This is a genomic window from Pseudomonas sp. PB3P13, from assembly GCF_054897735.1.
This window is the reverse complement of the sequence record NZ_CM142702.1, coordinates 4538584-4561222: the sequence shown is the minus strand read 5'-3', so window position 1 is coordinate 4561222 and position 22639 is coordinate 4538584. Positions and strand designations below refer to the sequence as shown.

Sequence of the window (22639 nt, the reverse complement as noted above, 5' to 3'; positions counted from 1 at the left end):
TTCAAGTGAACAAATGGTTGATTCCGGCGGTGACCGCCGCGGCTTTGCTCAGCGGTTGCTCCAGCGTGCAGCGCGGTTCGATTCCGGTTGTGGATTCCGGCAGCGCCGTGTCCAACAGCGAACGTGTTTCGGCCAACGGCGGCTTCCGTCAAACGACGGTACAACGTCCTGCGCAAAACCAGACTCAAGCGATTCCCCAAGGTGATACCGGCGTGGTCGTGATGGTGCCGGGTGGCGGCGCAGTCGCGTCGGCGCCGATCAGCACCACGCCGATCACTCCCGGGCCGATCACCCCAGGCCCGATAGATACCTCGCCCATGCAGTCTGCGCCGGTCAATCAGGGCAGCTACAGCATGCCGGCAACGCCCAGCGGTATTCCTTCGGCGAACCCGGGCGGTCTGTCTGCCGACGAGCAACTCGACGGTCCGGTGTTGGCGCTGCTGACCACCGCGCAGCAACAGCAGGCGGGCGGCGATCTCAATGGCGCGTCTTCCAGTCTCGAACGCGCTCAGCGTGTTGCGCCACGGGAACCGCAAGTCCTTTATCGTCTGGCGCAAGTACGCATGGCTCAAGGTGATGCGGCCCAGGCCGAGCAGTTCGCCCGTCGTGCTCTGACGTTCGCCAACGGTCGCCCTGCATTGCAGGCCAGCCTGTGGGATTTGATCGCTCAGGCCCGCGAAAAACAGGGTGATTCCGCTGGCGCCGCACTGGCCCGTCAGAAGGCCAAGGTAGCCTCGTGATGGACGCACGCTTCCCGAGGATTGCCGAACAGCTGTTGCTGATCGAGCGCGAACTGCGGGTCCAAGGCTGGTGGGACGATGTGTCGCCCTCTGCTGAAGCGTTGTCCAGTGTCGAACCTTTCGCGGTCGACACGCTGGACTTCGAGCAGTGGTTGCAATGGATCTTCCTGCCTCGCATGAAGATCATCCTCGAGCAGGATCTGCCGCTGCCGAATGCTTCCGGAATTCAGGAAATGGCCGAGATGGTCTTCGCGGCCCGCAACGTTCATGGCAAGGATCGGCAGTTGCAGGTGCTGCTCAAAGAGTTCGATCTGCTGATCACCCAGTCCCGCTGACACCGAGGTACTTGTAGGAGCCGAGCTTGCCCTCGATAGCGGCGTAACAATCAACTTGAATGTTGAATGCCAGGTCGCCATTGTGAGCAGCTCGGCTCAGGATTGGGCGTCGGATTCAAGAGCAATTTTCCGCAATCTGCTGCTGAGCTTCGACAATCCGCTCCTGCCGCTGCTCCTCATTCAATCGGCGCATTTCACCCTCCACATCTTCGCGCACTCGCGGATTGTTCTGCAGTTGCGCCAGATTCGTGCGGGCCTGTTCGCAAAAAACCTTCAGCTCGGCTTGCTGCTCGGCGACCTGTTTTTTCACTTTTTTATCAATTGCCTGCTGGTCGCCGACAGGCGTGCTGCCCTGCGACGACAGCGGTTTGCTGGCGGGCGGGGCAGAGGGCGTTACCGTGCTCGCCTCCTGACCTTGAGGTGGCTGAGCGCCAAAGTGAGTTACGCCCTGGGCGTCGACCCATTTATAGATTTGGCCCGCCATGCACGCAGGGCCGATCAGCAGGCTGGCAATGAGGAACAACGGTCGCATGGCATTTCCTTGTGGTGGGTTGCGCAATTGAAGCTAACACAGTGACACTTTGGCGGTTTTTTCTTGCTTTCTCATGTGCTTACTTCAATAAAGCACATTGACGGCTTGACTTGGAGAGGGCGAAACAGAAGAATCCAAAGTCCGCTGTAGAGGGACTGTCAGAAGCAGACCCACTCGGCAGATCATGAGGCGCACACCCGCGCCGACCTGTTACACCCGCAACGCGTTACCTCGCGCTGGGTGGGAAAAGCCCGCAACACTGGGACGATCCCAATACTTGCTCAGTCAGTGCTGACGTAGTCGGCGACCACCGTCGCTCATGCTCTGCCGAGAAGTAAACCTATTAAGACCCGTCCTTTTTTATGTGGGCGGTATTCTGGCGTTTTAGAGGTGAACAACGTGGAGCTTTTATCTGGCGGTGAGATGCTCGTCCGCTTTTTGCGTGACGAAGGCGTCAAATACATCTACGGGTACCCGGGCGGTGCTCTTCTTCATGTCTACGATGCCCTGTTCAAAGAACCGGAAGTGACCCACATTCTGGTTCGTCACGAACAGGCCGCGACCCATATGGCTGACGGCTACGCCCGTGCCACCGGTAAAGCCGGTGTGGTACTGGTGACTTCCGGCCCGGGCGCAACCAACGCCATCACCGGTATTGCCACGGCCTACATGGATTCCATTCCGATGGTGGTCATTTCCGGTCAGGTGCCCAGCACCATGGTAGGGACCGATGCGTTCCAGGAAACCGACATGATCGGTATTTCCCGGCCGATCGTGAAGCACAGCTTCATGATCAAACACGCCTCGGAAATCCCGGAAGTCATGAAAAAAGCGTTCTACCTGGCGCAATCGGGGCGTCCCGGTCCGGTGGTTGTCGATATCCCGAAAGACATGACCAACCCGGCCGAGAAGTTCGAATACATCTTCCCCAAAAAAGCCAAGCTGCGTTCCTACAGCCCGGCCGTTCGTGGTCATTCCGGGCAAATTCGCAAGGCGGCAGAAATGCTCCTCGCGGCCAAACGTCCTGTGATGTACGCCGGCGGCGGCGTGATCCTCGGTGGTGGCTCCGCGCCGCTGACCGAACTGGCGAAAATGCTCAACCTGCCGGTCACCAATACCTTGATGGGCCTGGGCGCTTATCCGGGCACTGACCGTCAGTTCATCGGCATGCTCGGCATGCACGGCAGCTACACCGCGAACCTTGCGATGCACCATGCCGATGTGATTATCGCGGTCGGTGCGCGTTTCGATGACCGTGTGATCAACGGTCCGGCGAAGTTCTGCCCGAATGCCAAGATCATTCACATCGATATCGATCCGGCTTCGATCTCCAAGACCATCAAGGCCGACGTGCCTATCGTAGGTCCGGTCGAGAGCGTGCTGACCGAAATGGTCGCCATTCTCAAGGAAATCGGCGAGACCCCGAACAAGGACTCGGTCGCCAGCTGGTGGAAGCAGGTCGACGAGTGGCGCGGTAATCGCGGCCTGTTCCCTTATGAAAAGGGCGACGGCAGCGTCATCAAGCCTCAGACCGTGATCGAAACCCTGTGCGAAGTCACCAAGGGCGATGCTTATGTCGCCTCCGATGTCGGCCAGCACCAGATGTTCGCGGCGCAGTACTACACATTCAACAAGCCGAACCGCTGGATCAACTCAGGCGGTCTCGGCACCATGGGCTTCGGTTTTCCGGCAGCCATGGGCATCAAGTTGAGTTTTCCGGATGATGACGTCGTTTGCGTGACTGGCGAAGGCAGCATCCAGATGAACATTCAGGAACTGTCGACGTGCCTGCAGTATGGTTTGCCGGTGAAGATCGTCATTCTGAACAACGGCGTGCTCGGCATGGTTCGTCAATGGCAGGACATGAGTTATGGCAGCCGCCACTCTCATTCCTACATGGAATCGTTGCCTGATTTCGTCAAGCTGGCCGAGGCTTATGGTCATGTCGGCGTGCGCATCACCGACTCCAAAGACCTTAAATCGCAGATGGCCGAGGCATTCGCCATGAAAGATCGTCTGGTGATCATCGATGTTTCGGTCGACACCAGCGAGCACGTCTACCCGATGCAAATCAAAGACGGCTCCATGCGCGATATGTGGCTGAGCAAGACGGAGCGAACTTAATCATGCGACATATTATCTCCCTGCTTCTGGAAAACGAACCGGGCGCTCTGTCTCGTGTAGTCGGCCTGTTTTCGCAGCGCAACTACAACATCGAAAGCCTGACCGTGGCGCCAACCGAAGACCCGACTTTGTCGCGTCTGACGCTGACCACCGTGGGGCACGATGAGGTCATCGAGCAGATCACCAAGAATCTGAACAAGCTGATCGAAGTGGTCAAACTGGTCGACCTGTCGGAGAGTGCTCACATCGAGCGCGAACTGATGCTGGTGAAGGTCAAGGCTACGGGCGCCCAGCGCGCCGAGATCAAACGCACGACCGATATTTACCGTGGGCAGATCGTCGATGTCAGCGCCAGCGTGTATACCGTTCAACTGACCGGTACCAGCGACAAGCTCGACAGCTTCATTCAGTCCATCGGCACCGCTTCGATTCTGGAAACCGTCCGCAGCGGCGTAACCGGAATCGCGCGCGGCGACAAAGTACTCAGCATCTAAACCAAATTGGCGAATGGCCTGAACGGCCGCGATATATAGGGGAATTTCATGAAAGTTTATTACGAAAAAGACTGCGACCTGTCGATCATCCAGGGCAAGAAAGTTGCCATCATCGGTTACGGTTCCCAGGGCCATGCTCAGGCGTGCAACCTGAAAGACTCCGGCGTGGACGTCACCGTTGGCCTGCGTAAAGGTTCGACCACTGTTGCCAAGGCCGAAGCCCACGGCTTGAAAGTGACCGACGTTGCATCCGCTGTCGCTGCTGCCGACCTGGTCATGATCCTGACCCCGGACGAGTTCCAGTCTGCCTTGTACAAGAACGAAATCGAGCCGAACATCAAGAAGGGCGCCACCCTGGCCTTCTCCCACGGCTTCGCGATCCACTACAACCAGGTGGTCCCTCGCGCTGACCTCGACGTGATCATGATCGCGCCGAAAGCACCGGGCCACACCGTGCGTTCCGAGTTCGTCAAAGGCGGCGGCATCCCTGACCTGATCGCTATCTATCAGGACGCTTCGGGCAACGCCAAAAACGTTGCGCTGTCCTACGCTGCCGGTGTTGGCGGCGGCCGTACCGGTATCATCGAAACCACCTTCAAGGATGAAACCGAGACCGACCTGTTCGGCGAGCAAGCCGTTCTCTGTGGCGGTACCGTTGAGCTGGTGAAAGCCGGTTTCGAAACTTTGGTTGAAGCTGGCTACGCGCCGGAAATGGCCTACTTCGAATGCCTGCATGAACTGAAGCTGATCGTCGACCTCATGTACGAAGGCGGCATCGCCAACATGAACTACTCGATCTCCAACAACGCCGAATACGGCGAGTACGTGACCGGCCCGGAAGTGATCAACGCCGAATCCCGTCAGGCCATGCGCAACGCCCTGAAACGTATTCAGGACGGCGAATACGCCAAGATGTTCATCAGCGAAGGCGCGACCGGCTATCCTTCGATGACCGCCAAGCGCCGTAACAACGCTGCTCACGGTATCGAAATCATCGGCGAGCAACTGCGCTCCATGATGCCGTGGATCGGTGCCAACAAGATCGTCGACAAAGCCAAAAACTAAGTCGCACGCTTGTACGGAAGACGCGGCCCAGGCCGCGTTTTTTCGTTTGGGCGATTGGTTCTGGTATAAAGCTGCATCGTTTGCGGCCGAACCGTGGTCCCAGACACTTGTCGAAATTTTTCCACCCAGTTGCAAGGTATTGTCCATGAGCGAACGTCCCGAAGAGCCAAACCAGGCCTCTGACGCCGAAAGCCTGCTGCCCGTCGATGAACATGTCGAAGAAGGGCATGATGCTGAAGGCCGTAAGGTCCGGCATCGTGGTATCTATCTTCTGCCGAACCTTTTCACCACCGCGAACCTGTTCGCCGGGTTTTATTCCATCATCAACTCCATGAGTGCCCAGGCGGCATTGAGTGCCGGTGACTCGGTCAACGCAAGCAAGTACTTCGCCTTTGCGGCGATCGCCATTTTTGTTGCGATGGTGCTTGATGGTCTCGACGGTCGCGTTGCGCGCATGACCAATACCCAAAGCGCTTTCGGCGCCGAGTACGATTCTCTGTCGGACATGGTTGCATTCGGTGTTGCGCCAGCATTACTGGCATTTGGTTGGGCTTTGGGCGATATGGGCAAGGTCGGCTGGATGGTGGCTTTCATCTATGTGGCTGGCGCAGCGCTTCGCCTGGCGCGCTTCAACACTCAGGTAGGCACTGCGGACAAACGCTATTTCATTGGTCTGGCCAGTCCGGCGGCGGCGGGTGTTGTCGCGGGTATCGTCTGGGCGTTCAGTGATTTTGGGATCCAGGGGTCGAAAATGTCGTTTCTGGTTGCCCTGATGGTTGCTGCGGCGGGCATGCTGATGGTCAGCAACATCAAGTACAACAGCTTCAAGGAGCTGGATCTCAAGGGGCGCGTGCCTTTTGTGGCGATCCTCGCAGTGGTGCTTGTGTTCGCAGTAGTGTTCAGCGATCCGCCGCGAATCTTGCTGTTGGTATTCCTCGCTTATGCGGCATCGGGTCCGGTGCAATATTTGCTGCATCTGCGTCGGCGCAAAACATTGCCTTAATGTAATGTTCCCCATACTCCGCAGTCTATTGGTGCATCAGGTCTCCAAAACTGCGGAGTTGCCATGTTAATCAAAATCCCCCAAACGTCCGATTGTCACGAATCGGATGTCACCCCCGAATCCTTTTATCTCTCTCGCCGCAGCTTGTTGGGAGGGGCGCTGACTGCTGTCGCTGCCAGTAGCCTTCCGCGTTGGGCCAGTGCCGATCAGCCTGCGCGTTACCCGGACGTTGAGCCGGGCAAGGCGCCAGGGTGGCTAAACGAGAAGCTGTCGGCTACCAAATGGCAGGCGGTTACCGTCAAGGACGAGGCGATCACGCCATTCAAGGACGCTACCCACTACAACAACTTTTATGAGTTCGGCACCGACAAGGGTGATCCCGCAGCGAATGCCGGGTCCCTCAAGACCGAACCGTGGAGTGTGGTGATCGACGGTGAGGTCGCAAAACCTGGGCGGTATGCGCTGGAAGACTTCATGAAGCCTTACCAGTTGGAGGAGCGTATCTATCGCCTGCGTTGCGTCGAAGCGTGGTCCATGGTGATTCCGTGGATTGGCTTTCCCATCGCTGCTTTGCTCAAGGAAGTGGAGCCGACGTCCAACGCTAAATTTATCCGATTTGAAACGTTGCAGGATCCCAGGACCATGCCCGGACAACGCTCCGGTTTTGCCTTGATTGACTGGCCTTATATAGAAGGGCTCCGTCTGGATGAAGCGATGAATCCATTGGCCATTCTTGCGGTGGGCATGTATGGCCGTGAATTGCCTAACCAGAACGGCGCGCCGCTGCGTTTAGTGGTGCCATGGAAATACGGGTTCAAAAGCATCAAATCTATCGTGCGGATCAGCCTGGTCAGTGAGCAGCCGAAGACCACATGGCAAAGTATTGCCGCGGATGAATACGGTTTTTATGCCAACGTGAACCCGACGGTCGATCACCCGCGTTGGACTCAGGCACGGGAGCGGCGTTTGCCGAGCGGGTTGTTCAAGCCCAATGTGCGGGATACACAAATGTTCAACGGCTATTCGGATGAAGTCGCCTCTCTATATACAGGGCTCGATTTGCGGAAGAATTACTGATGCGATTTCCGCTTTGGCGTGTGGGCGTCTTTATAGCGGCGGCGATATGGCCGCTGCTTTGGCTCTATGAGGCGTGGGCAGATGTACTCGGACCGGATCCGGGCAAGGTGCTGGTTGATCGGCTCGGTCTCGGGACATTGATATTGCTGTTGATTACCTTGAGCATGACGCCTCTGCAAAAGCTTACTGGCTGGGCGGGATGGATAGCTGTCCGGCGGCAATTGGGTTTGTGGTGCTTCGCTTATGTCGTCCTGCACTTATCGGGGTACACCGCATTCATTCTGGGCTTCGATTGGTCACAGCTCGGCGTCGAGCTGCGCAAACGGCCATACATCATTGTTGGAGTACTGGGTTTCCTTGGTCTGCTGGCACTGGCAATAACTTCCAATCGCTACAGTCAACGACGCTTGGGAGTTCGCTGGAAAAAGCTGCATCGACTGGTTTATGGCGTTCTAGGGTTGGGATTGCTGCACATGTTGTGGATCGTGCGTGCCGATCTCAAGGAATGGGCGATCTATGCATCTATAGGCGTGGTTCTCTTAGCACTACGTTTACCTCCTGTTGCTCGACGAATTCCTCGCCTAAGTACGAAAAAACCAGCTTCTGCAGGAAAAGCTTGAATTAGGGGTTGACGGCAAATTCTGGAAGTCTATAATTCGCCCCACTTCCGGCGCAGTCGAAACGGAAAACTCCTTGGTAAACAAAGAGTTACGCAGTTTTCGACAGCAGCTTGCTTCAGATCATCGAAGCCTGGAAGGAGTTGAAAGGGCAGTGTTGTTGGGCTCTTTTGACGATTCGATCTTCTCGGTCGAAAGCGGAGAAAAAGAGGTGTTGACAGCAGCGAGTAACGCTGTAGAATTCGCCTCCCGCTAACGAGAGATCGGAAGCGCAAGTGGTTGAAGTTGTTAAGGATTTCCCAGCGAAACTTTGAAAACTTCTTGAAGTAACCGCTTGACAGATACACGGAGCGCTGTAAAATGCGCGCCTCGGTTGAGACGAAAGATCTTAACCAACCGCTCTTTAACAACTGAATCAAGCAATTCGTGTGGGTGCTTGTGGAGTCAGACTGATAGTCAACAAGATTATCAGCATCACAAGTTACTCCGCGAGAAATCAAAGATGTAACCAACGATTGCTGAGCCAAGTTTAGGGTTTCTTAAAAACCCAAAGATGTTTGAACTGAAGAGTTTGATCATGGCTCAGATTGAACGCTGGCGGCAGGCCTAACACATGCAAGTCGAGCGGTAGAGAGAAGCTTGCTTCTCTTGAGAGCGGCGGACGGGTGAGTAATGCCTAGGAATCTGCCTGGTAGTGGGGGATAACGCTCGGAAACGGACGCTAATACCGCATACGTCCTACGGGAGAAAGCAGGGGACCTTCGGGCCTTGCGCTATCAGATGAGCCTAGGTCGGATTAGCTAGTTGGTGAGGTAATGGCTCACCAAGGCGACGATCCGTAACTGGTCTGAGAGGATGATCAGTCACACTGGAACTGAGACACGGTCCAGACTCCTACGGGAGGCAGCAGTGGGGAATATTGGACAATGGGCGAAAGCCTGATCCAGCCATGCCGCGTGTGTGAAGAAGGTCTTCGGATTGTAAAGCACTTTAAGTTGGGAGGAAGGGCAGTAAATTAATACTTTGCTGTTTTGACGTTACCGACAGAATAAGCACCGGCTAACTCTGTGCCAGCAGCCGCGGTAATACAGAGGGTGCAAGCGTTAATCGGAATTACTGGGCGTAAAGCGCGCGTAGGTGGTTTGTTAAGTTGGATGTGAAATCCCCGGGCTCAACCTGGGAACTGCATTCAAAACTGACAAGCTAGAGTATGGTAGAGGGTGGTGGAATTTCCTGTGTAGCGGTGAAATGCGTAGATATAGGAAGGAACACCAGTGGCGAAGGCGACCACCTGGACTGATACTGACACTGAGGTGCGAAAGCGTGGGGAGCAAACAGGATTAGATACCCTGGTAGTCCACGCCGTAAACGATGTCAACTAGCCGTTGGGAGCCTTGAGCTCTTAGTGGCGCAGCTAACGCATTAAGTTGACCGCCTGGGGAGTACGGCCGCAAGGTTAAAACTCAAATGAATTGACGGGGGCCCGCACAAGCGGTGGAGCATGTGGTTTAATTCGAAGCAACGCGAAGAACCTTACCAGGCCTTGACATCCAATGAACTTTCCAGAGATGGATTGGTGCCTTCGGGAACATTGAGACAGGTGCTGCATGGCTGTCGTCAGCTCGTGTCGTGAGATGTTGGGTTAAGTCCCGTAACGAGCGCAACCCTTGTCCTTAGTTACCAGCACGTTATGGTGGGCACTCTAAGGAGACTGCCGGTGACAAACCGGAGGAAGGTGGGGATGACGTCAAGTCATCATGGCCCTTACGGCCTGGGCTACACACGTGCTACAATGGTCGGTACAGAGGGTTGCCAAGCCGCGAGGTGGAGCTAATCCCAGAAAACCGATCGTAGTCCGGATCGCAGTCTGCAACTCGACTGCGTGAAGTCGGAATCGCTAGTAATCGCGAATCAGAATGTCGCGGTGAATACGTTCCCGGGCCTTGTACACACCGCCCGTCACACCATGGGAGTGGGTTGCACCAGAAGTAGCTAGTCTAACCTTCGGGAGGACGGTTACCACGGTGTGATTCATGACTGGGGTGAAGTCGTAACAAGGTAGCCGTAGGGGAACCTGCGGCTGGATCACCTCCTTAATCGACGACATCAGCTGCTCCATGAGCTCCCACACGAATTGCTTGATTCATTGAAGAAGACGATAGAAGCAGCTTTAAGCTCCAAGCTGATAGCTCATGGCTAACAGTTACAAGCTCGAAATTGGGTCTGTAGCTCAGTTGGTTAGAGCGCACCCCTGATAAGGGTGAGGTCGGCAGTTCGAATCTGCCCAGACCCACCAATTTTGTTATGGGGCCATAGCTCAGCTGGGAGAGCGCCTGCCTTGCACGCAGGAGGTCAGCGGTTCGATCCCGCTTGGCTCCACCATAAACTGCTTTGTGCCGTTAGAGTTTAGAAATGAGTATTCCACCGAGAATATTGATTTCTAGTCTTTGATTAGATCGTTCTTTAAAAATTTGGGTATGTGATAGAAAGATAGACTGGCCCCCACTTTCACTGGTGGGGCTCAGGCTAAGGTAAAATTTGTGAGTTGCTCTTAAGAGTATTGCGAATTTTCGGCGAATGTCGTCTTCACAGTATAACCAGATTGCTTGGGGTTATATGGTCAAGTGAAGAAGCGCATACGGTGGATGCCTTGGCAGTCAGAGGCGATGAAAGACGTGGTAGCCTGCGAAAAGCTTCGGGGAGTCGGCAAACAGACTTTGATCCGGAGATGTCTGAATGGGGGAACCCACCTAACACAAGTTAGGTATCTTAAGCTGAATACATAGGCTTAAGAAGCGAACCAGGGGAACTGAAACATCTAAGTACCCTGAGGAAAAGAAATCAACCGAGATTCCCTTAGTAGTGGCGAGCGAACGGGGACTAGCCCTTAAGTGGCTTTAAGATTAGCGGAACGCTCTGGAAAGTGCGGCCATAGTGGGTGATAGCCCTGTACGCGAAAATCTTATTGTCATGAAATCGAGTAGGACGGAGCACGAGAAACTTTGTCTGAATATGGGGGGACCATCCTCCAAGGCTAAATACTACTGACTGACCGATAGTGAACTAGTACCGTGAGGGAAAGGCGAAAAGAACCCCGGAGAGGGGAGTGAAATAGATCCTGAAACCGTATGCGTACAAGCAGTGGGAGCCCACTTTGTTGGGTGACTGCGTACCTTTTGTATAATGGGTCAGCGACTTATTTTCAGTGGCGAGCTTAACCGAATAGGGGAGGCGTAGCGAAAGCGAGTCTTAATAGGGCGTCTAGTCGCTGGGAATAGACCCGAAACCGGGCGATCTATCCATGGGCAGGTTGAAGGTTGGGTAACACTAACTGGAGGACCGAACCGACTACCGTTGAAAAGTTAGCGGATGACCTGTGGATCGGAGTGAAAGGCTAATCAAGCTCGGAGATAGCTGGTTCTCCTCGAAAGCTATTTAGGTAGCGCCTCATGTATCACTGTAGGGGGTAGAGCACTGTTTCGGCTAGGGGGTCATCCCGACTTACCAAACCGATGCAAACTCCGAATACCTACAAGTGCCGAGCATGGGAGACACACGGCGGGTGCTAACGTCCGTCGTGAAAAGGGAAACAACCCAGACCGTCAGCTAAGGTCCCAAAGTTATGGTTAAGTGGGAAACGATGTGGGAAGGCTTAGACAGCTAGGAGGTTGGCTTAGAAGCAGCCACCCTTTAAAGAAAGCGTAATAGCTCACTAGTCGAGTCGGCCTGCGCGGAAGATGTAACGGGGCTCAAACCATACACCGAAGCTACGGGTATCACTTAGGTGATGCGGTAGAGGAGCGTTCTGTAAGCCTGTGAAGGTGAGTTGAGAAGCTTGCTGGAGGTATCAGAAGTGCGAATGCTGACATGAGTAACGACAATGGGTGTGAAAAACACCCACGCCGAAAGACCAAGGTTTCCTGCGCAACGTTAATCGACGCAGGGTTAGTCGGTCCCTAAGGCGAGGCTGAAAAGCGTAGTCGATGGAAAACAGGTTAATATTCCTGTACTTCTGGTTATTGCGATGGAGGGACGGAGAAGGCTAGGCCAGCTTGGCGTTGGTTGTCCAAGTTTAAGGTGGTAGGCTGAGATCTTAGGTAAATCCGGGATCTTAAGGCCGAGAGCTGATGACGAGTGTTCTTTTAGAACACGAAGTGGTTGATGCCATGCTTCCAAGAAAAGCTTCTAAGCTTCAGGTAACCAGGAACCGTACCCCAAACCGACACAGGTGGTTGGGTAGAGAATACCAAGGCGCTTGAGAGAACTCGGGTGAAGGAACTAGGCAAAATGGCACCGTAACTTCGGGAGAAGGTGCGCCGGTGAGGGTGAAGGACTTGCTCCGTAAGCTCATGCCGGTCGAAGATACCAGGCCGCTGCGACTGTTTATTAAAAACACAGCACTCTGCAAACACGAAAGTGGACGTATAGGGTGTGACGCCTGCCCGGTGCCGGAAGGTTAATTGATGGGGTTAGCTAACGCGAAGCTCTTGATCGAAGCCCCGGTAAACGGCGGCCGTAACTATAACGGTCCTAAGGTAGCGAAATTCCTTGTCGGGTAAGTTCCGACCTGCACGAATGGCGTAACGATGGCGGCGCTGTCTCCACCCGAGACTCAGTGAAATTGAAATCGCTGTGAAGATGCAGTGTATCCGCGGCTAGACGGAAAGACCCCGTGAACCTTTACTATAGCTTTGCACTGGACTTTGAATTTGCTTGTGTAGGATAGGTGGGAGGCTTTGAAGCGTGGACGCCAGTTCGCGTGGAGCCAACCTTGAAATACCACCCTGGCAACTTTGAGGTTCTAACTCAGGTCCGTTATCCGGATCGAGGACAGTGTATGGTGGGTAGTTTGACTGGGGCGGTCTCCTCCTAAAGAGTAACGGAGGAGTACGAAGGTGCGCTCAGACCGGTCGGAAATCGGTCGTAGAGTATAAAGGCAAAAGCGCGCTTGACTGCGAGACAGACACGTCGAGCAGGTACGAAAGTAGGTCTTAGTGATCCGGTGGTTCTGTATGGAAGGGCCATCGCTCAACGGATAAAAGGTACTCCGGGGATAACAGGCTGATACCGCCCAAGAGTTCATATCGACGGCGGTGTTTGGCACCTCGATGTCGGCTCATCACATCCTGGGGCTGAAGCCGGTCCCAAGGGTATGGCTGTTCGCCATTTAAAGTGGTACGCGAGCTGGGTTTAGAACGTCGTGAGACAGTTCGGTCCCTATCTGCCGTGGACGTTTGAGATTTGAGAGGGGCTGCTCCTAGTACGAGAGGACCGGAGTGGACGAACCTCTGGTGTTCCGGTTGTCACGCCAGTGGCATTGCCGGGTAGCTATGTTCGGAATAGATAACCGCTGAAAGCATCTAAGCGGGAAACTAGCCTCAAGATGAGATCTCACTGGGACCTTGAGTCCCCTGAAGGGCCGTCGAAGACTACGACGTTGATAGGTTGGGTGTGTAAGCGCTGTGAGGCGTTGAGCTAACCAATACTAATTGCCCGTGAGGCTTGACCATATAACACCCAAGCAATTTGCAGGCTTTGAGCTAACAAGCGAAAGGGCACCAGATTGCGGTGTGTGAAGACGACATGAACCGAAAGTTCGCAGGTTGTACTCACCAGCAGCACACAAACTATCGCATACCCATTCGCTGGAGCGTGAACCTGAAAAGGCCCACGACCTGGCTACCGAATTTCTTGACGACCATAGAGCATTGGAACCACCTGATCCCATCCCGAACTCAGCAGTGAAACGATGCATCGCCGATGGTAGTGTGGGGTTTCCCCATGTGAGAGTAGGTCATCGTCAAGATTAAATTCCAAAACCCCTATCTGCGTATGCAGATAGGGGTTTTGTTTTTCTCGAAACAAAGTGTCGTCATACCAGCGAACAAATTTGCACATTTATTTTCGAGCCATGACACTAGAATAGATCCCAATTTTTCGGAGTCAGACCTTTATGCCAGTTAAGGTAGACGCCCAAGGGCTGTCAGAATTACCGCTGGACGAGTTGGTGGCGTGTCATGAATGCGACTTGTTGATGCGCAAGCCGGTGCTCTCGCGTGGCGAAAAGGCTGAGTGTCCGCAGTGTGGCTTCGAACTCTATGCGCATAGACATAACGTAGTTCAACGCAGTCTGGCGTTGGTCATCGCCGCCCTGTTGTTGTACATCCCGGCGAACTTTTTACCGATCATGGAGCTCAATTTACTCGGGCAGTCAGCGCAAGACACCGTCTGGACGGGGGTCGTCGGCCTGTTTAATACCGGCATGCAGGGCGTCTCTATCATCGTTTTTCTGTGCAGCATGGCGATCCCGCTGCTCAAATTGCTCTGTCAGTTAGCCGTACTGCTTACCATCCGTTTTGATATCGGTCGCAGTTACGGTCTGCTCCTTTACCGTATCTACCACCATTTACGGGACTGGGGGATGCTTGAGGTATACCTCATGGGCGTCCTGGTCGCGATTGTCAAATTAGCGGACATGGCCGCGATCACCATAGGGCTGGGGTTCGCATGTTTTATCAGCTTGTTGTTGGTTCAGGTCTGGCTGGAGGTTGCCATGTCGCCTCATCAGATCTGGCAGGCTTTGTCAGGAGAGGATGCCCATGCGGGCGATTGATGCAGGCATTCTGATTTGTACTGAATGCCATGAATTGAATAAGCAGGAAGCAGACATAGAAGAACAAAACTGCACCCGCTGTGGCGCGGTGGTACACGCCCGTCGCCCGAATTGTCTGGTTCGCACTTGGGCGCTGCTGATCACCGCGGCAATTCTCTATATCCCCGCTAACGTGCTACCGATCATGACGGTCACCTCGTTAGGGAAGGGCGATCCCAGCACCATTATGTCCGGTGTTATTCAGCTGGTTCAGCACGGCATGATCCCGATTGCAGCAGTGGTCTTCATCGCCAGCATTCTGGTGCCAACGTTCAAATTGGTGGGGCTCGCATTATTGCTGTTTTCGGTGCAACGTCACCAACCGCTTTCGGCGCGCCAGCGGATCTGGATGTACCGCTTCATCGAGTTTATTGGCCGCTGGTCGATGCTCGACATCTTCGTGATAGCCATTCTGGTGGCCGTCGTGAATTTCGGTCGCCTTGCCAGCGTCGAAGCCAATCTTGGCGCCATCGCTTTCGCCAGTGTGGTGATTCTGACGATGCTTGCCGCAGTAACTTTCGATCCCCGACTGATTTGGGATAACACGGAGTCGGACGACGACCATGACTGATTTGCCTACAGCGAAAACCCGACCGGCCTCCAACTGGTCTGCCATCTGGGTGTTGCCACTGATCGCCTTGATTATCGGTGGCTGGCTCGGCTGGCGTGCCTACAACGAGACCGGACTCGAGGTCCAGGTGCGTTTTGAAAGCGGTGAAGGCATTCAAGCCAACAAGACCGAAGTCGTCTACAAGGGCATGTCGGTTGGTAAGGTAAAGACACTCAAACTAGACGATGAAGGCACTGCCAAAGGTGTGATCGCAACCGTCGAGATGAACAAGGATGTCGAGCAATACCTCAAGACCAGCACGCGCTTCTGGCTGGTCAAACCGAGTGTCACCCTGGCCGGCATCACTGGCCTTGAAACCCTGGTGTCGGGCAATTACGTCGCGATCAGCCCAGGCGAAGGCGAGCCGACCCGCAAGTTCAAGGCGCTCGCCGAAGAACCGCCGCTGTCCGATGCCCAGCCCGGCTTGCACCTGACCATCAAGGCTGATCGCCTCGGCTCACTGAATCGCGGCAGCCCGGTGTTCTACAAGCAGATCAAGGTCGGCCAGGTCAAAAGCTACTTGCTGTCCGAAGACCAAAGTACCGTTGAACTCAAGGTGTTTATCGAGCCGACCTACGCCAAGCTGGTGCGCAAACACACGCGATTCTGGAATGCCAGTGGCATCAGCATCGACGCCAACTTGTCCGGTGTGAAAGTACGCAGCGAGTCGCTGGCCAGCATCGTCGCGGGTGGCATCGCTTTCGCTACACCGGAAAACCGCAAGGACAGCCCTGCCACCGATCCGAGCCTGCCGTTTCGGCTGTACGAGGATTTCGATGCCGCCGCCGCCGGTCTGCGCGTGAAGGTCAAACTCAGCGATTTCGAAGGCCTTCAGGCAGGTCGCACACCGGTGATGTACAAAGGCATTCAGGTCGGCAATCTGAAAGCGTTGAAGGTCGATCCGGATCTGTCTACCGCCACTGCCGAATTGACCCTCGATCCATTGGCTGAAGACTATCTGGTCGATGGCACGCAGTTCTGGGTGGTCAAACCGTCGATTTCACTCGCTGGTATCACTGGCCTGGAGGCCTTGGTCAAAGGCAACTACATCGCCATTCGCCCGGGTGACAAAGGCGCCGCGCCGCAGCGTGAGTTTGTGGCAAGACCGAAAGCGCCGCCGCTCGATCTGCGCTCGCCGGGCCTGCACCTGGTGCTGTTTACCGAGAACCTGGGTTCGCTGGAAGTCGGCAGCCCGATTCTCTATAAACAGGTCAAGGTCGGTTCGGTGCAGAGCTATCAGTTCTCCCGCACCAAGAAGCAACTGGTCATCGGCGTACATATCGAAAAGGAATACGAAGGGCTGGTTAACGCCTCGACCCGGTTCTGGAATGCCAGCGGGATTACGCTCACAGGCGGATTGACTGGCGGCATTCAGGTCAAAAGCGAGTCGTTACAGAGCCTGATGGCCGGCGGTATCGCCTTTGAAACACCCGTCGCAAACGCCCCGCTGCAAAAACGCATTCCACGCTTCCGTCTACACGCCAGCCATGACGAAGCCAATCAGAAAGGCACGGTTGTGACGATTCGGGTCGATCGCGCTGATGGTTTGCGTAGCGGCACCCCGGTGAAATTCAAAGGACTCGATGTCGGCAAGATCGAGGATGTCGACCTCAGCGATGATCTGCAGTCGGTGCTGCTGACGGCACGGATTACCGAGGTGCCCGAGCGTATTGCGCGGGCCGGCAGTCAGTTCTGGGTGGTGAAGCCGGAGCTGGGTCTGATCAAGACCTCAAATCTTGAAACCCTGGTGACCGGGCAATACATCGAGGTTCAGCCCGCGGCGAAAAATCTCGGTCCACAAAAGAATTTCGTCGCCTTGGCCGAGCCGCCGGAAGCGGTCAATAAAGAGGCAGGCTTGAGCCTGGTACTGAGCGCTGCTCGCCGTGGCTCGTTGAAAACCGGCGTTCCCGTAACTTATCGGGAAGTGACGGTAGGCAAGGTCACCGGTTATGAATTGGGCCAGACTGCTGATCGTGTGCTGGTGCACATTCTGATCGAACCTAAATACGCGCCATTGGTGCGCAGCGGATCGCGCTTCTGGAACACCAGCGGATTTGGTCTGGATTACGGTTTGTTCAAAGGCGCGACTGTGCGGACTGAATCGCTGGAAACCTTGATTCAGGGCGGCATCGCTTTCGCGACGCCGGACGGTGATCGCATGGGTAACCCGGCGCGGCCGCAGCAAACATTCCCGCTGTTCGATCAGTTCGAGGATGAATGGCTGACCTGGGCGCCGAAGATTGCGATCGGGAAGTAGCGTAAACGCGGCATGGATGCCGCCATCGCGAGCAGGCTCGCTCACACAGTAGATTTACTGTGGAAGTCGAACCGCCCTAAAACAAACGCTTGAAGTTTTAAACGAAAAGGCCGCGATCCATTGGATCGCGGCCTTTTTTATCGCCTCCGATTCAAACCAAATCAGACGGCATCCAGCTCCGCTTCTGCATGAACAACTGCCTTAACCTCATCGTGACGACGAATGTACTTCCAGTCCGCCTCATCAATGTAGATACCGTTCGGCCCGCTACCGCCCTCGAGGTCGATGGCGACACTGGCGCAAACCTGCGGCTTCACACTCGCCAGAATCGGCACGAAACCCAGTTGCAGGCTGGTTTCCAGCAGAGCGGCCTGGTTCTTCTCGTCGATATCCGCCGCCTCGTCGAGGTAGTAAGGCAGGCGCACGCGACCGGCCTGGTCGCGGTCCATCAAGTGCAGCAACAAATACATGTTGGTCAACGCCTTGATGGTCATCGTCGTGCCGTTGGAGGCGGCGCCGTCGATGTCGGTATGGATGACCGGCGAGCCGTTGACCTTGGTGATCTCGAACGCCAGCTCGAACAAATCCTTGAGACCGAGCTGGTTGTGATTGGCGGCCACAAGCCGTGCCAGATATTCCTTGGCCTCTTCGTTCTTGTTGTCCTGATCGGCGCTTTGGTTCAGGTCGAAGACGGACAGGGTTTCACCCTCTTCGTACTGGCCGGCGCTGTGGATGATCTGGTCGATGTGCTTGAGTGCTTCCTTGTTCGGCGCGAGGACGATGCGGAAGCTCTGCAGGTTGGAGACCTGACGCTTGTTGATCTCGCGGTTGAACAGCGCCAGTTGATGCTCGAGGCTGTCGTAGTCGCTGCGAATGTTGCGCAGCGTTCGCGCAATATCGGTGACCGCTGCACGACGCGCCTTGCCGAGTGTCAGGGCCTCATCGGTGCGGTGCGCGTAAGCGTTGATCAGCAGCTGCAGGCGCCGCTCCATGTCGTCTTCGCTGTCGAACTTGGCCACCCCTTTGAGGCGGATCTGCGCATACAGTGCTTCGATCTGCCCGTCTGTGCGCAACAAACCCTGCCAGCTGTCCTGATAGTCATTGAGCAGCGGCAGCAGGTTGTCCATGGAATCATCAATCGGGTCCATGAACGGCGTGCCGAATGGCATGTCGGCCGGTAACAGCTGACGGCGGCGCAGGGCGTCGTCGAGGGTGCGCTGCTTGGCTTCCATGTCGCCGATCTGACGGCCGACCAGTTGCAGCTTGGCCGACAGCTGCTGGACGCGTTCGGTAAAAGCGTCGCTGGAACGCTTCAATTCGTCCTGCGCGGCTTCCATCTGTGCCAGCTGCTCAAGCTTGTCGTCTTCCTCGGCGCTCAAGGTTTGCGCGCGACGGAAATCTTCCAGGGCTTTCTGCGCGTCCAGCACTTGCTGATACAGCGCTTCGGTCCGGATTTTGCTCGCGGCGCGGTCAGCGGCCACGGCTTGTTGGGTTTTCAACTGCTTGAGTTCTTTGTCCAGACGCTCTTTCTGATCGCGCAACGCTGCGCGGTCGGCCAGGGCTTGCAACGCCGGCGGCTCGATGTGGGTGATGTCGATGGACAGACCGGGCACTTCGAAGCGCTCGCCTTTGAAACCGTCGAGGATCAGCTCCATGGATTTGACCCACTGGCCGTCCTCGTCCAGCGTGATCCCGTGTTCGCCCAGCGGCAGGCTGAACAGCGCGCTGTTGAACAGACGCATCAGACGCTCGACGTCCTGTTGCGAAAACTCTTCTCGCAGACGCGCGTAGCTGTTGTTGTCCGCGTGATCGAGTTGTTGCTTGACCGACTTCAGGCGTTTCTCCAGATCGCGCAGACGCTCTTCGAGGTCTTCGGCACTGAACTGCCGCGACTGCGCCAATGCGCCGGCCAGTTCATCGTGCGCGTCTTTGGCTGCGAGCAGTTGCTGTTCGAGGACTTTGACGTCGGTCACCAGGGCGAAGCGATGCTTGAGCACGGACAACTCGCCGAGCCAGCGCTGAATGCCGCTGATTTCCCGTTCGAGACGCATCAGCTCCTGGGTGCCACCGCGCTGATCGTTTTGCAGTGCGTCCTGTTCGTTACGGTAATGCTCGGCCTGAATCGTCAGTTCTTCCTTGCGCGCAGTGGCGTAGTCCGACCAGGTGCCGAGCAGCGAATCGAGCAGCGGCGAGATGCGATGCAGTTTGCCACGCAGAATGTTTCGCTGTGCAACGCCGGACGCCAGCGCTTCAACCAGCGGGCCTGCGGTGACCAGCGAGTTGTAGTCCTGCTCCATGCGTCGTACATCGCGGAAGGCTTCTTCGCACGCGGCAATGTAATCAACGCTGCCGGAACGCAGGCTGTGTTCGAACGCATCCAGGAACAATTGCTTGAGCTTGGCCGCCGTGATCTCGCGCATGTGCAGCAGGTTGATGAACAAGGCGCGGAAGGTCTTCAGACTCTGTTCGCTGGTGGAGCGCAGCGGGATCAGCGTCAGGTCCAGCGGAATGGAGGTGTGACCGCCCACCAGCAAACGGCGCAATTCGTCCGGCTTGAGTTCATAGGCTTTCAGGCCTTCCTGCTCAAGATTGGTAAACAGTTCTTTCTGCCGCAGGCAGGTGTCGTTCTTCTGATAATGAGCCAGATCGAGCTTGCCGGCGTAGGCAAAGAACTGGTGACCGAAACCACCGCCGGGGCCGCGCCCGACCACGCCGATGACGTGCGGGCCGTGGGGCAGCGAGACCTCGACGAGGATGTAGCTGGTGTCCGAAGCAAAGTAGAAACGGCGCGATTGTTCGAGGCTGTACTTGCCGAAACTCATGTCCGACATGCGCGCCAGAATCGGGAACTGCAAGGCGTTGATGGAGGCGGATTTACCGAGGTTGTTCGCGCCGTAAACCGACAGCGGTTCCTCCAGCGGAAACAGGCCGAGACTGTAACCGGCGGTGTTCAAAAGGGCGAAGCGGCGAATGCCGTAGCGTTCCTTGCTCATGCGTCGGTCTCCTGTTCTTCGGCGATGGCGCGGGCCATGGCGTCTTCTTCGCTTTCTTCTTCAAAATCCGTGAGGTCCAGCGGGTCATCGGTCTTCAACAGTTTTTCGTCGCTGTCGTCGTCGATCAAAACCGGAACCGGCAGCGGCAATACGCTGTGCAGGCTGGCTGCCAGATCGCGGTCCTGTTGAACCGACAGGCAAACATCAAGGAAACGGTGCATGGGCGGCAGGAAGCGGTAGATGCCGGTCTCTTCGCTGGCAAAACCGAGCTGAGTCATGCGGCGCATGATTTTTTCTTCGAGTTCTTCGACAGTTTGTACTTCGGCCTGAATGAACAGGTCACGATATTTTTCCAGCAACGAGGGCAATTCGTCGCGACCGAGGCTGCCACCGTCGAGCACGGCAATCGGATCACGGCCCTGATCCGCCAGATGCTCGACAAGGATAAAAGTGAACAGCGCCAGTCGCTGAGCAGTCTTGTTGACGGCTGCGGCGGCAAGTTCCGGTACGAAATAGTAGAAACCGCGGGTGTCGCAGACCAGTTCAAAGCCCAATGCCTTGAACAGCGTGCGGTACTGATCCTGGAAGTTCGACAGTTGCGCGTACAGCTCCGGGTCGCGGCGGCTGACGTGGTAGCCTTTGAACAACTCGCGGAAAATCGGTGCCAGCTGGGACAGTTCGGATAGATCAAGATGCATAAGGAGTGCTCGCAGAATCCTCGGCGGTGTCGCGGGCCGAGAGCAGGGCGAAGGAGCGCAGGCTGACCTGATGCTCATGAGTGTGATAATCGCGGCGTTCGAGTCGCTCGCGTTTGAAGCGTTTTTCCCGCGACAGGCGCGAGAACCAGTAGAGCAATTCGTCAGTCGCGCCGTTCGGTTCCTGCTCCAGCAGCCAGGTCATCAGGTCCGGCATCGGCAGGGCGTCTTCGCAGCGATCGAGCATTTCGCGAACGGTACGAGGTGCGCGCGGGGCTTCGCCTTTCCGGGTCTTGTGCGCCTTGGGGAAGCGCGCCGGTTTCGCCTCGAAACGGGCCAGTGCGTAAACGTAGGCTTCCACCTGACTGGCGCTGCCAAGGAAGGTGCTTTGCGGACGGGTGAACATCGGCATCGCCGCTTGCGGCACCGCGTCCAGACCTTTACGGCGGATAGCCGCAAGGGCCAGCGCGGCGCCACGGGTTACGGCGTTATGGCGCCGCGCTTCTTCGCGCAACGGTAGCAGCAGCTCACGGGCATGGCGCAGTGTCAGTTGCGCACTGGTCTGCATTTCGAGAATGCGCGCGTGGGTGCGCAGCAGCATGTCGTCGTCGACCAGATGACCGAGGCGTTGCTGTTCGGTAAGCATTTTCAGCAGAACGTTCTCGACTTTACGCACGCCTTGTTCAAAGGCGCCATCGGCGTTCACCAATTGAATCATCGGCTCGACGTATTCGTCCCAGGTCGCCAGCACTTCGGCGTAACGCTGACGCAGCGGGATCTGCCGATCGCTGGTCTTGGCGCGTTCGGCCACGGCTACCAGCGCCTGCTCGTCGTTGGCAAGCTTCTTCAGGACATCGCGAACACGCATGTCGAGCAGCCGCAGCTGGCGCGCCAGATCGTTGCCGTCACGAATGTCGAAGGCGTCCTGAATGTAACCGGCCAGGCGTTCGAGGTGACGCAAATAGGCTTCGATTTCAAGGCACAGGCCCAGACGGTGTTCACGGCGCAGGTAGGCGAGAAAATCGTGGATCTGCGCGTTGAGCTCGAAACGGTTCGGGCTTTTTGCCACGGGCACCAGAATGTCGAGGCGGATCCATACGTCCAGCAGGCTGGTGATGTCCTGCGGCGTACTGTCGAGTTGCTGGGCGGCCAGTTGCGTGCGCAGTTCGTTGAGGCTCAGGGTGCCTTGGTCGAAGTGCTCGCACAGTGGCTCCAGAAGTGCCCAGTGTTCAGCGAGGGCGCGCAAGACGCGCTTGGGTTCGATCATCGGAATGGCCGGCTGGTTGGCGAAGAAAAGCCGCGATTGTACTGCATCGGGACCGATGCGATTCACTCTCGGGACGGGCTGTCGCCATTTTCATGGGTGGAAAGGCTATCGGTGGTTCTATCGATCAACAGCGCGGGCGATCTTCAGCGAAGGGCGGTAGAATCTGCGCACTTCAGTT

At 56.0% G+C, this 22639-nt stretch carries 15 protein-coding genes, 2 tRNA genes and 3 rRNA genes; 16 read left to right on the top strand and 4 right to left on the bottom strand.

The features are described from left to right. The first annotated feature begins 5 nt into the window (after positions 1-5). Together ACYZT1_RS21015 and ACYZT1_RS21010 are read left to right on the top strand one after the other, a co-directional pair. A complete protein-coding gene (locus tag ACYZT1_RS21015) occupies positions 6-740 on the top strand; it encodes a tetratricopeptide repeat protein (RefSeq protein ID WP_462016535.1) in 735 nt (244 codons plus the stop codon). Next, positions 740-1075, top strand: coding sequence for a YqcC family protein (locus ACYZT1_RS21010; RefSeq protein WP_462016534.1), 336 nt, complete (start codon positions 740-742; stop codon positions 1073-1075). Before ACYZT1_RS21015 ends, ACYZT1_RS21010 begins: the two co-directional genes overlap by 1 nt. Positions 1076-1190: 115 nt before the next feature. On the opposite strand, the gene ACYZT1_RS21005 is transcribed toward ACYZT1_RS21010, so the two are convergent. Further along, a complete protein-coding gene (locus ACYZT1_RS21005) occupies positions 1191-1607 on the bottom strand; it encodes a DUF4124 domain-containing protein (protein ID WP_462016533.1) in 417 nt (138 codons plus the stop codon). A 399-nt stretch (positions 1608-2006) separates the two neighbouring features. Here ACYZT1_RS21005 and ACYZT1_RS21000 point away from each other — a divergent pair, with 399 nt between their 5' ends. The 14 genes from ACYZT1_RS21000 (at position 2007) to ACYZT1_RS20935 (ending at position 17506) form a co-directional block, all read left to right on the top strand. After that, entirely contained in the window at positions 2007-3731 is a 1725-nt protein-coding gene (locus tag ACYZT1_RS21000; protein WP_462016532.1) for an acetolactate synthase 3 large subunit, read from the top strand. A gap of 2 nt (positions 3732-3733) precedes the next feature. Then, positions 3734-4225, top strand: coding sequence for an acetolactate synthase small subunit (gene ilvN, locus ACYZT1_RS20995; protein WP_003176102.1), 492 nt, complete (start codon positions 3734-3736; stop codon positions 4223-4225). Between the two features lie 48 nt (positions 4226-4273). After that, on the top strand, positions 4274-5290 hold the full coding sequence (gene ilvC, locus ACYZT1_RS20990; RefSeq protein WP_462016531.1) for a ketol-acid reductoisomerase: 1017 nt from the start codon (positions 4274-4276) through the stop codon (positions 5288-5290). 145 nt (positions 5291-5435) lie between these two features. Next, a complete protein-coding gene (gene pssA / locus ACYZT1_RS20985; protein ID WP_462016530.1) occupies positions 5436-6293 on the top strand; it encodes a CDP-diacylglycerol--serine O-phosphatidyltransferase in 858 nt (285 codons plus the stop codon). Positions 6294-6356: 63 nt separating this feature from the next. After that, positions 6357-7370: a protein-methionine-sulfoxide reductase catalytic subunit MsrP gene (gene msrP / locus ACYZT1_RS20980; protein ID WP_462016529.1), complete on the top strand. Its 1014-nt coding sequence runs from the start codon at positions 6357-6359 to the stop codon at positions 7368-7370. Further along, entirely contained in the window at positions 7370-7990 is a 621-nt protein-coding gene (gene msrQ / locus ACYZT1_RS20975; RefSeq protein ID WP_462016528.1) for a protein-methionine-sulfoxide reductase heme-binding subunit MsrQ, read from the top strand. Before msrP ends, msrQ begins: the two co-directional genes overlap by 1 nt. Before the next feature lie 556 nt (positions 7991-8546). Next, positions 8547-10083 (top strand): 16S ribosomal RNA (locus ACYZT1_RS20970). Positions 10084-10206: 123 nt separating this feature from the next. Further along, positions 10207-10283 (top strand) — tRNA-Ile (locus ACYZT1_RS20965). 10 nt (positions 10284-10293) lie between these two features. Further along, positions 10294-10369 (top strand) — tRNA-Ala (locus tag ACYZT1_RS20960). Between the two features lie 236 nt (positions 10370-10605). Then, positions 10606-13497: ribosomal RNA gene (locus tag ACYZT1_RS20955) — 23S ribosomal RNA — on the top strand. 180 nt (positions 13498-13677) lie between these two features. Next, positions 13678-13793, top strand: a 5S ribosomal RNA gene (gene rrf / locus ACYZT1_RS20950). The 16S, 23S and 5S rRNA genes sit together here with 2 tRNA genes alongside, the layout of an rRNA operon. A 147-nt stretch (positions 13794-13940) precedes the next feature. After that, positions 13941-14600 carry a paraquat-inducible protein A gene (locus ACYZT1_RS20945; RefSeq protein ID WP_462016527.1) on the top strand — a complete coding sequence of 220 codons (660 nt, stop codon included), beginning with the start codon at positions 13941-13943 and terminating at the stop codon, positions 14598-14600. Further along, entirely contained in the window at positions 14587-15210 is a 624-nt protein-coding gene (locus ACYZT1_RS20940) for a paraquat-inducible protein A (protein WP_462016526.1), read from the top strand. Before ACYZT1_RS20945 ends, ACYZT1_RS20940 begins: the two co-directional genes overlap by 14 nt. Continuing rightward, the gene (locus ACYZT1_RS20935; RefSeq protein WP_462016525.1) at positions 15203-17506 is read left to right on the top strand and encodes a PqiB family protein; all 2304 of its coding nucleotides are present in this window, start codon (positions 15203-15205) and stop codon (positions 17504-17506) included. Before ACYZT1_RS20940 ends, ACYZT1_RS20935 begins: the two co-directional genes overlap by 8 nt. A gap of 161 nt (positions 17507-17667) precedes the next feature. Here ACYZT1_RS20935 and mksF read toward each other — a convergent pair whose 3' ends face one another. The 3 genes from mksF to mksB are packed head-to-tail and all read right to left on the bottom strand — an operon-like array spanning position 17668 to position 22461. Next, a complete protein-coding gene (mksF, locus tag ACYZT1_RS20930) occupies positions 17668-20499 on the bottom strand; it encodes an Mks condensin complex protein MksF (RefSeq protein WP_462016524.1) in 2832 nt (943 codons plus the stop codon). Further along, the gene (mksE, locus tag ACYZT1_RS20925; protein WP_462016523.1) at positions 20496-21197 is read right to left on the bottom strand and encodes an Mks condensin complex protein MksE; all 702 of its coding nucleotides are present in this window, start codon (positions 21195-21197) and stop codon (positions 20496-20498) included. The genes mksF and mksE overlap by 4 nt, the downstream gene beginning before the upstream one ends. Next, positions 21187-22461 (bottom strand): Mks condensin complex protein MksB, encoded by a 1275-nt coding sequence (mksB, locus tag ACYZT1_RS20920; RefSeq protein ID WP_462016522.1) that lies wholly within the window; start codon positions 22459-22461, stop codon positions 21187-21189. Before mksB ends, mksE begins: the two co-directional genes overlap by 11 nt. Positions 22462-22639: the final 178 nt, after the last annotated feature.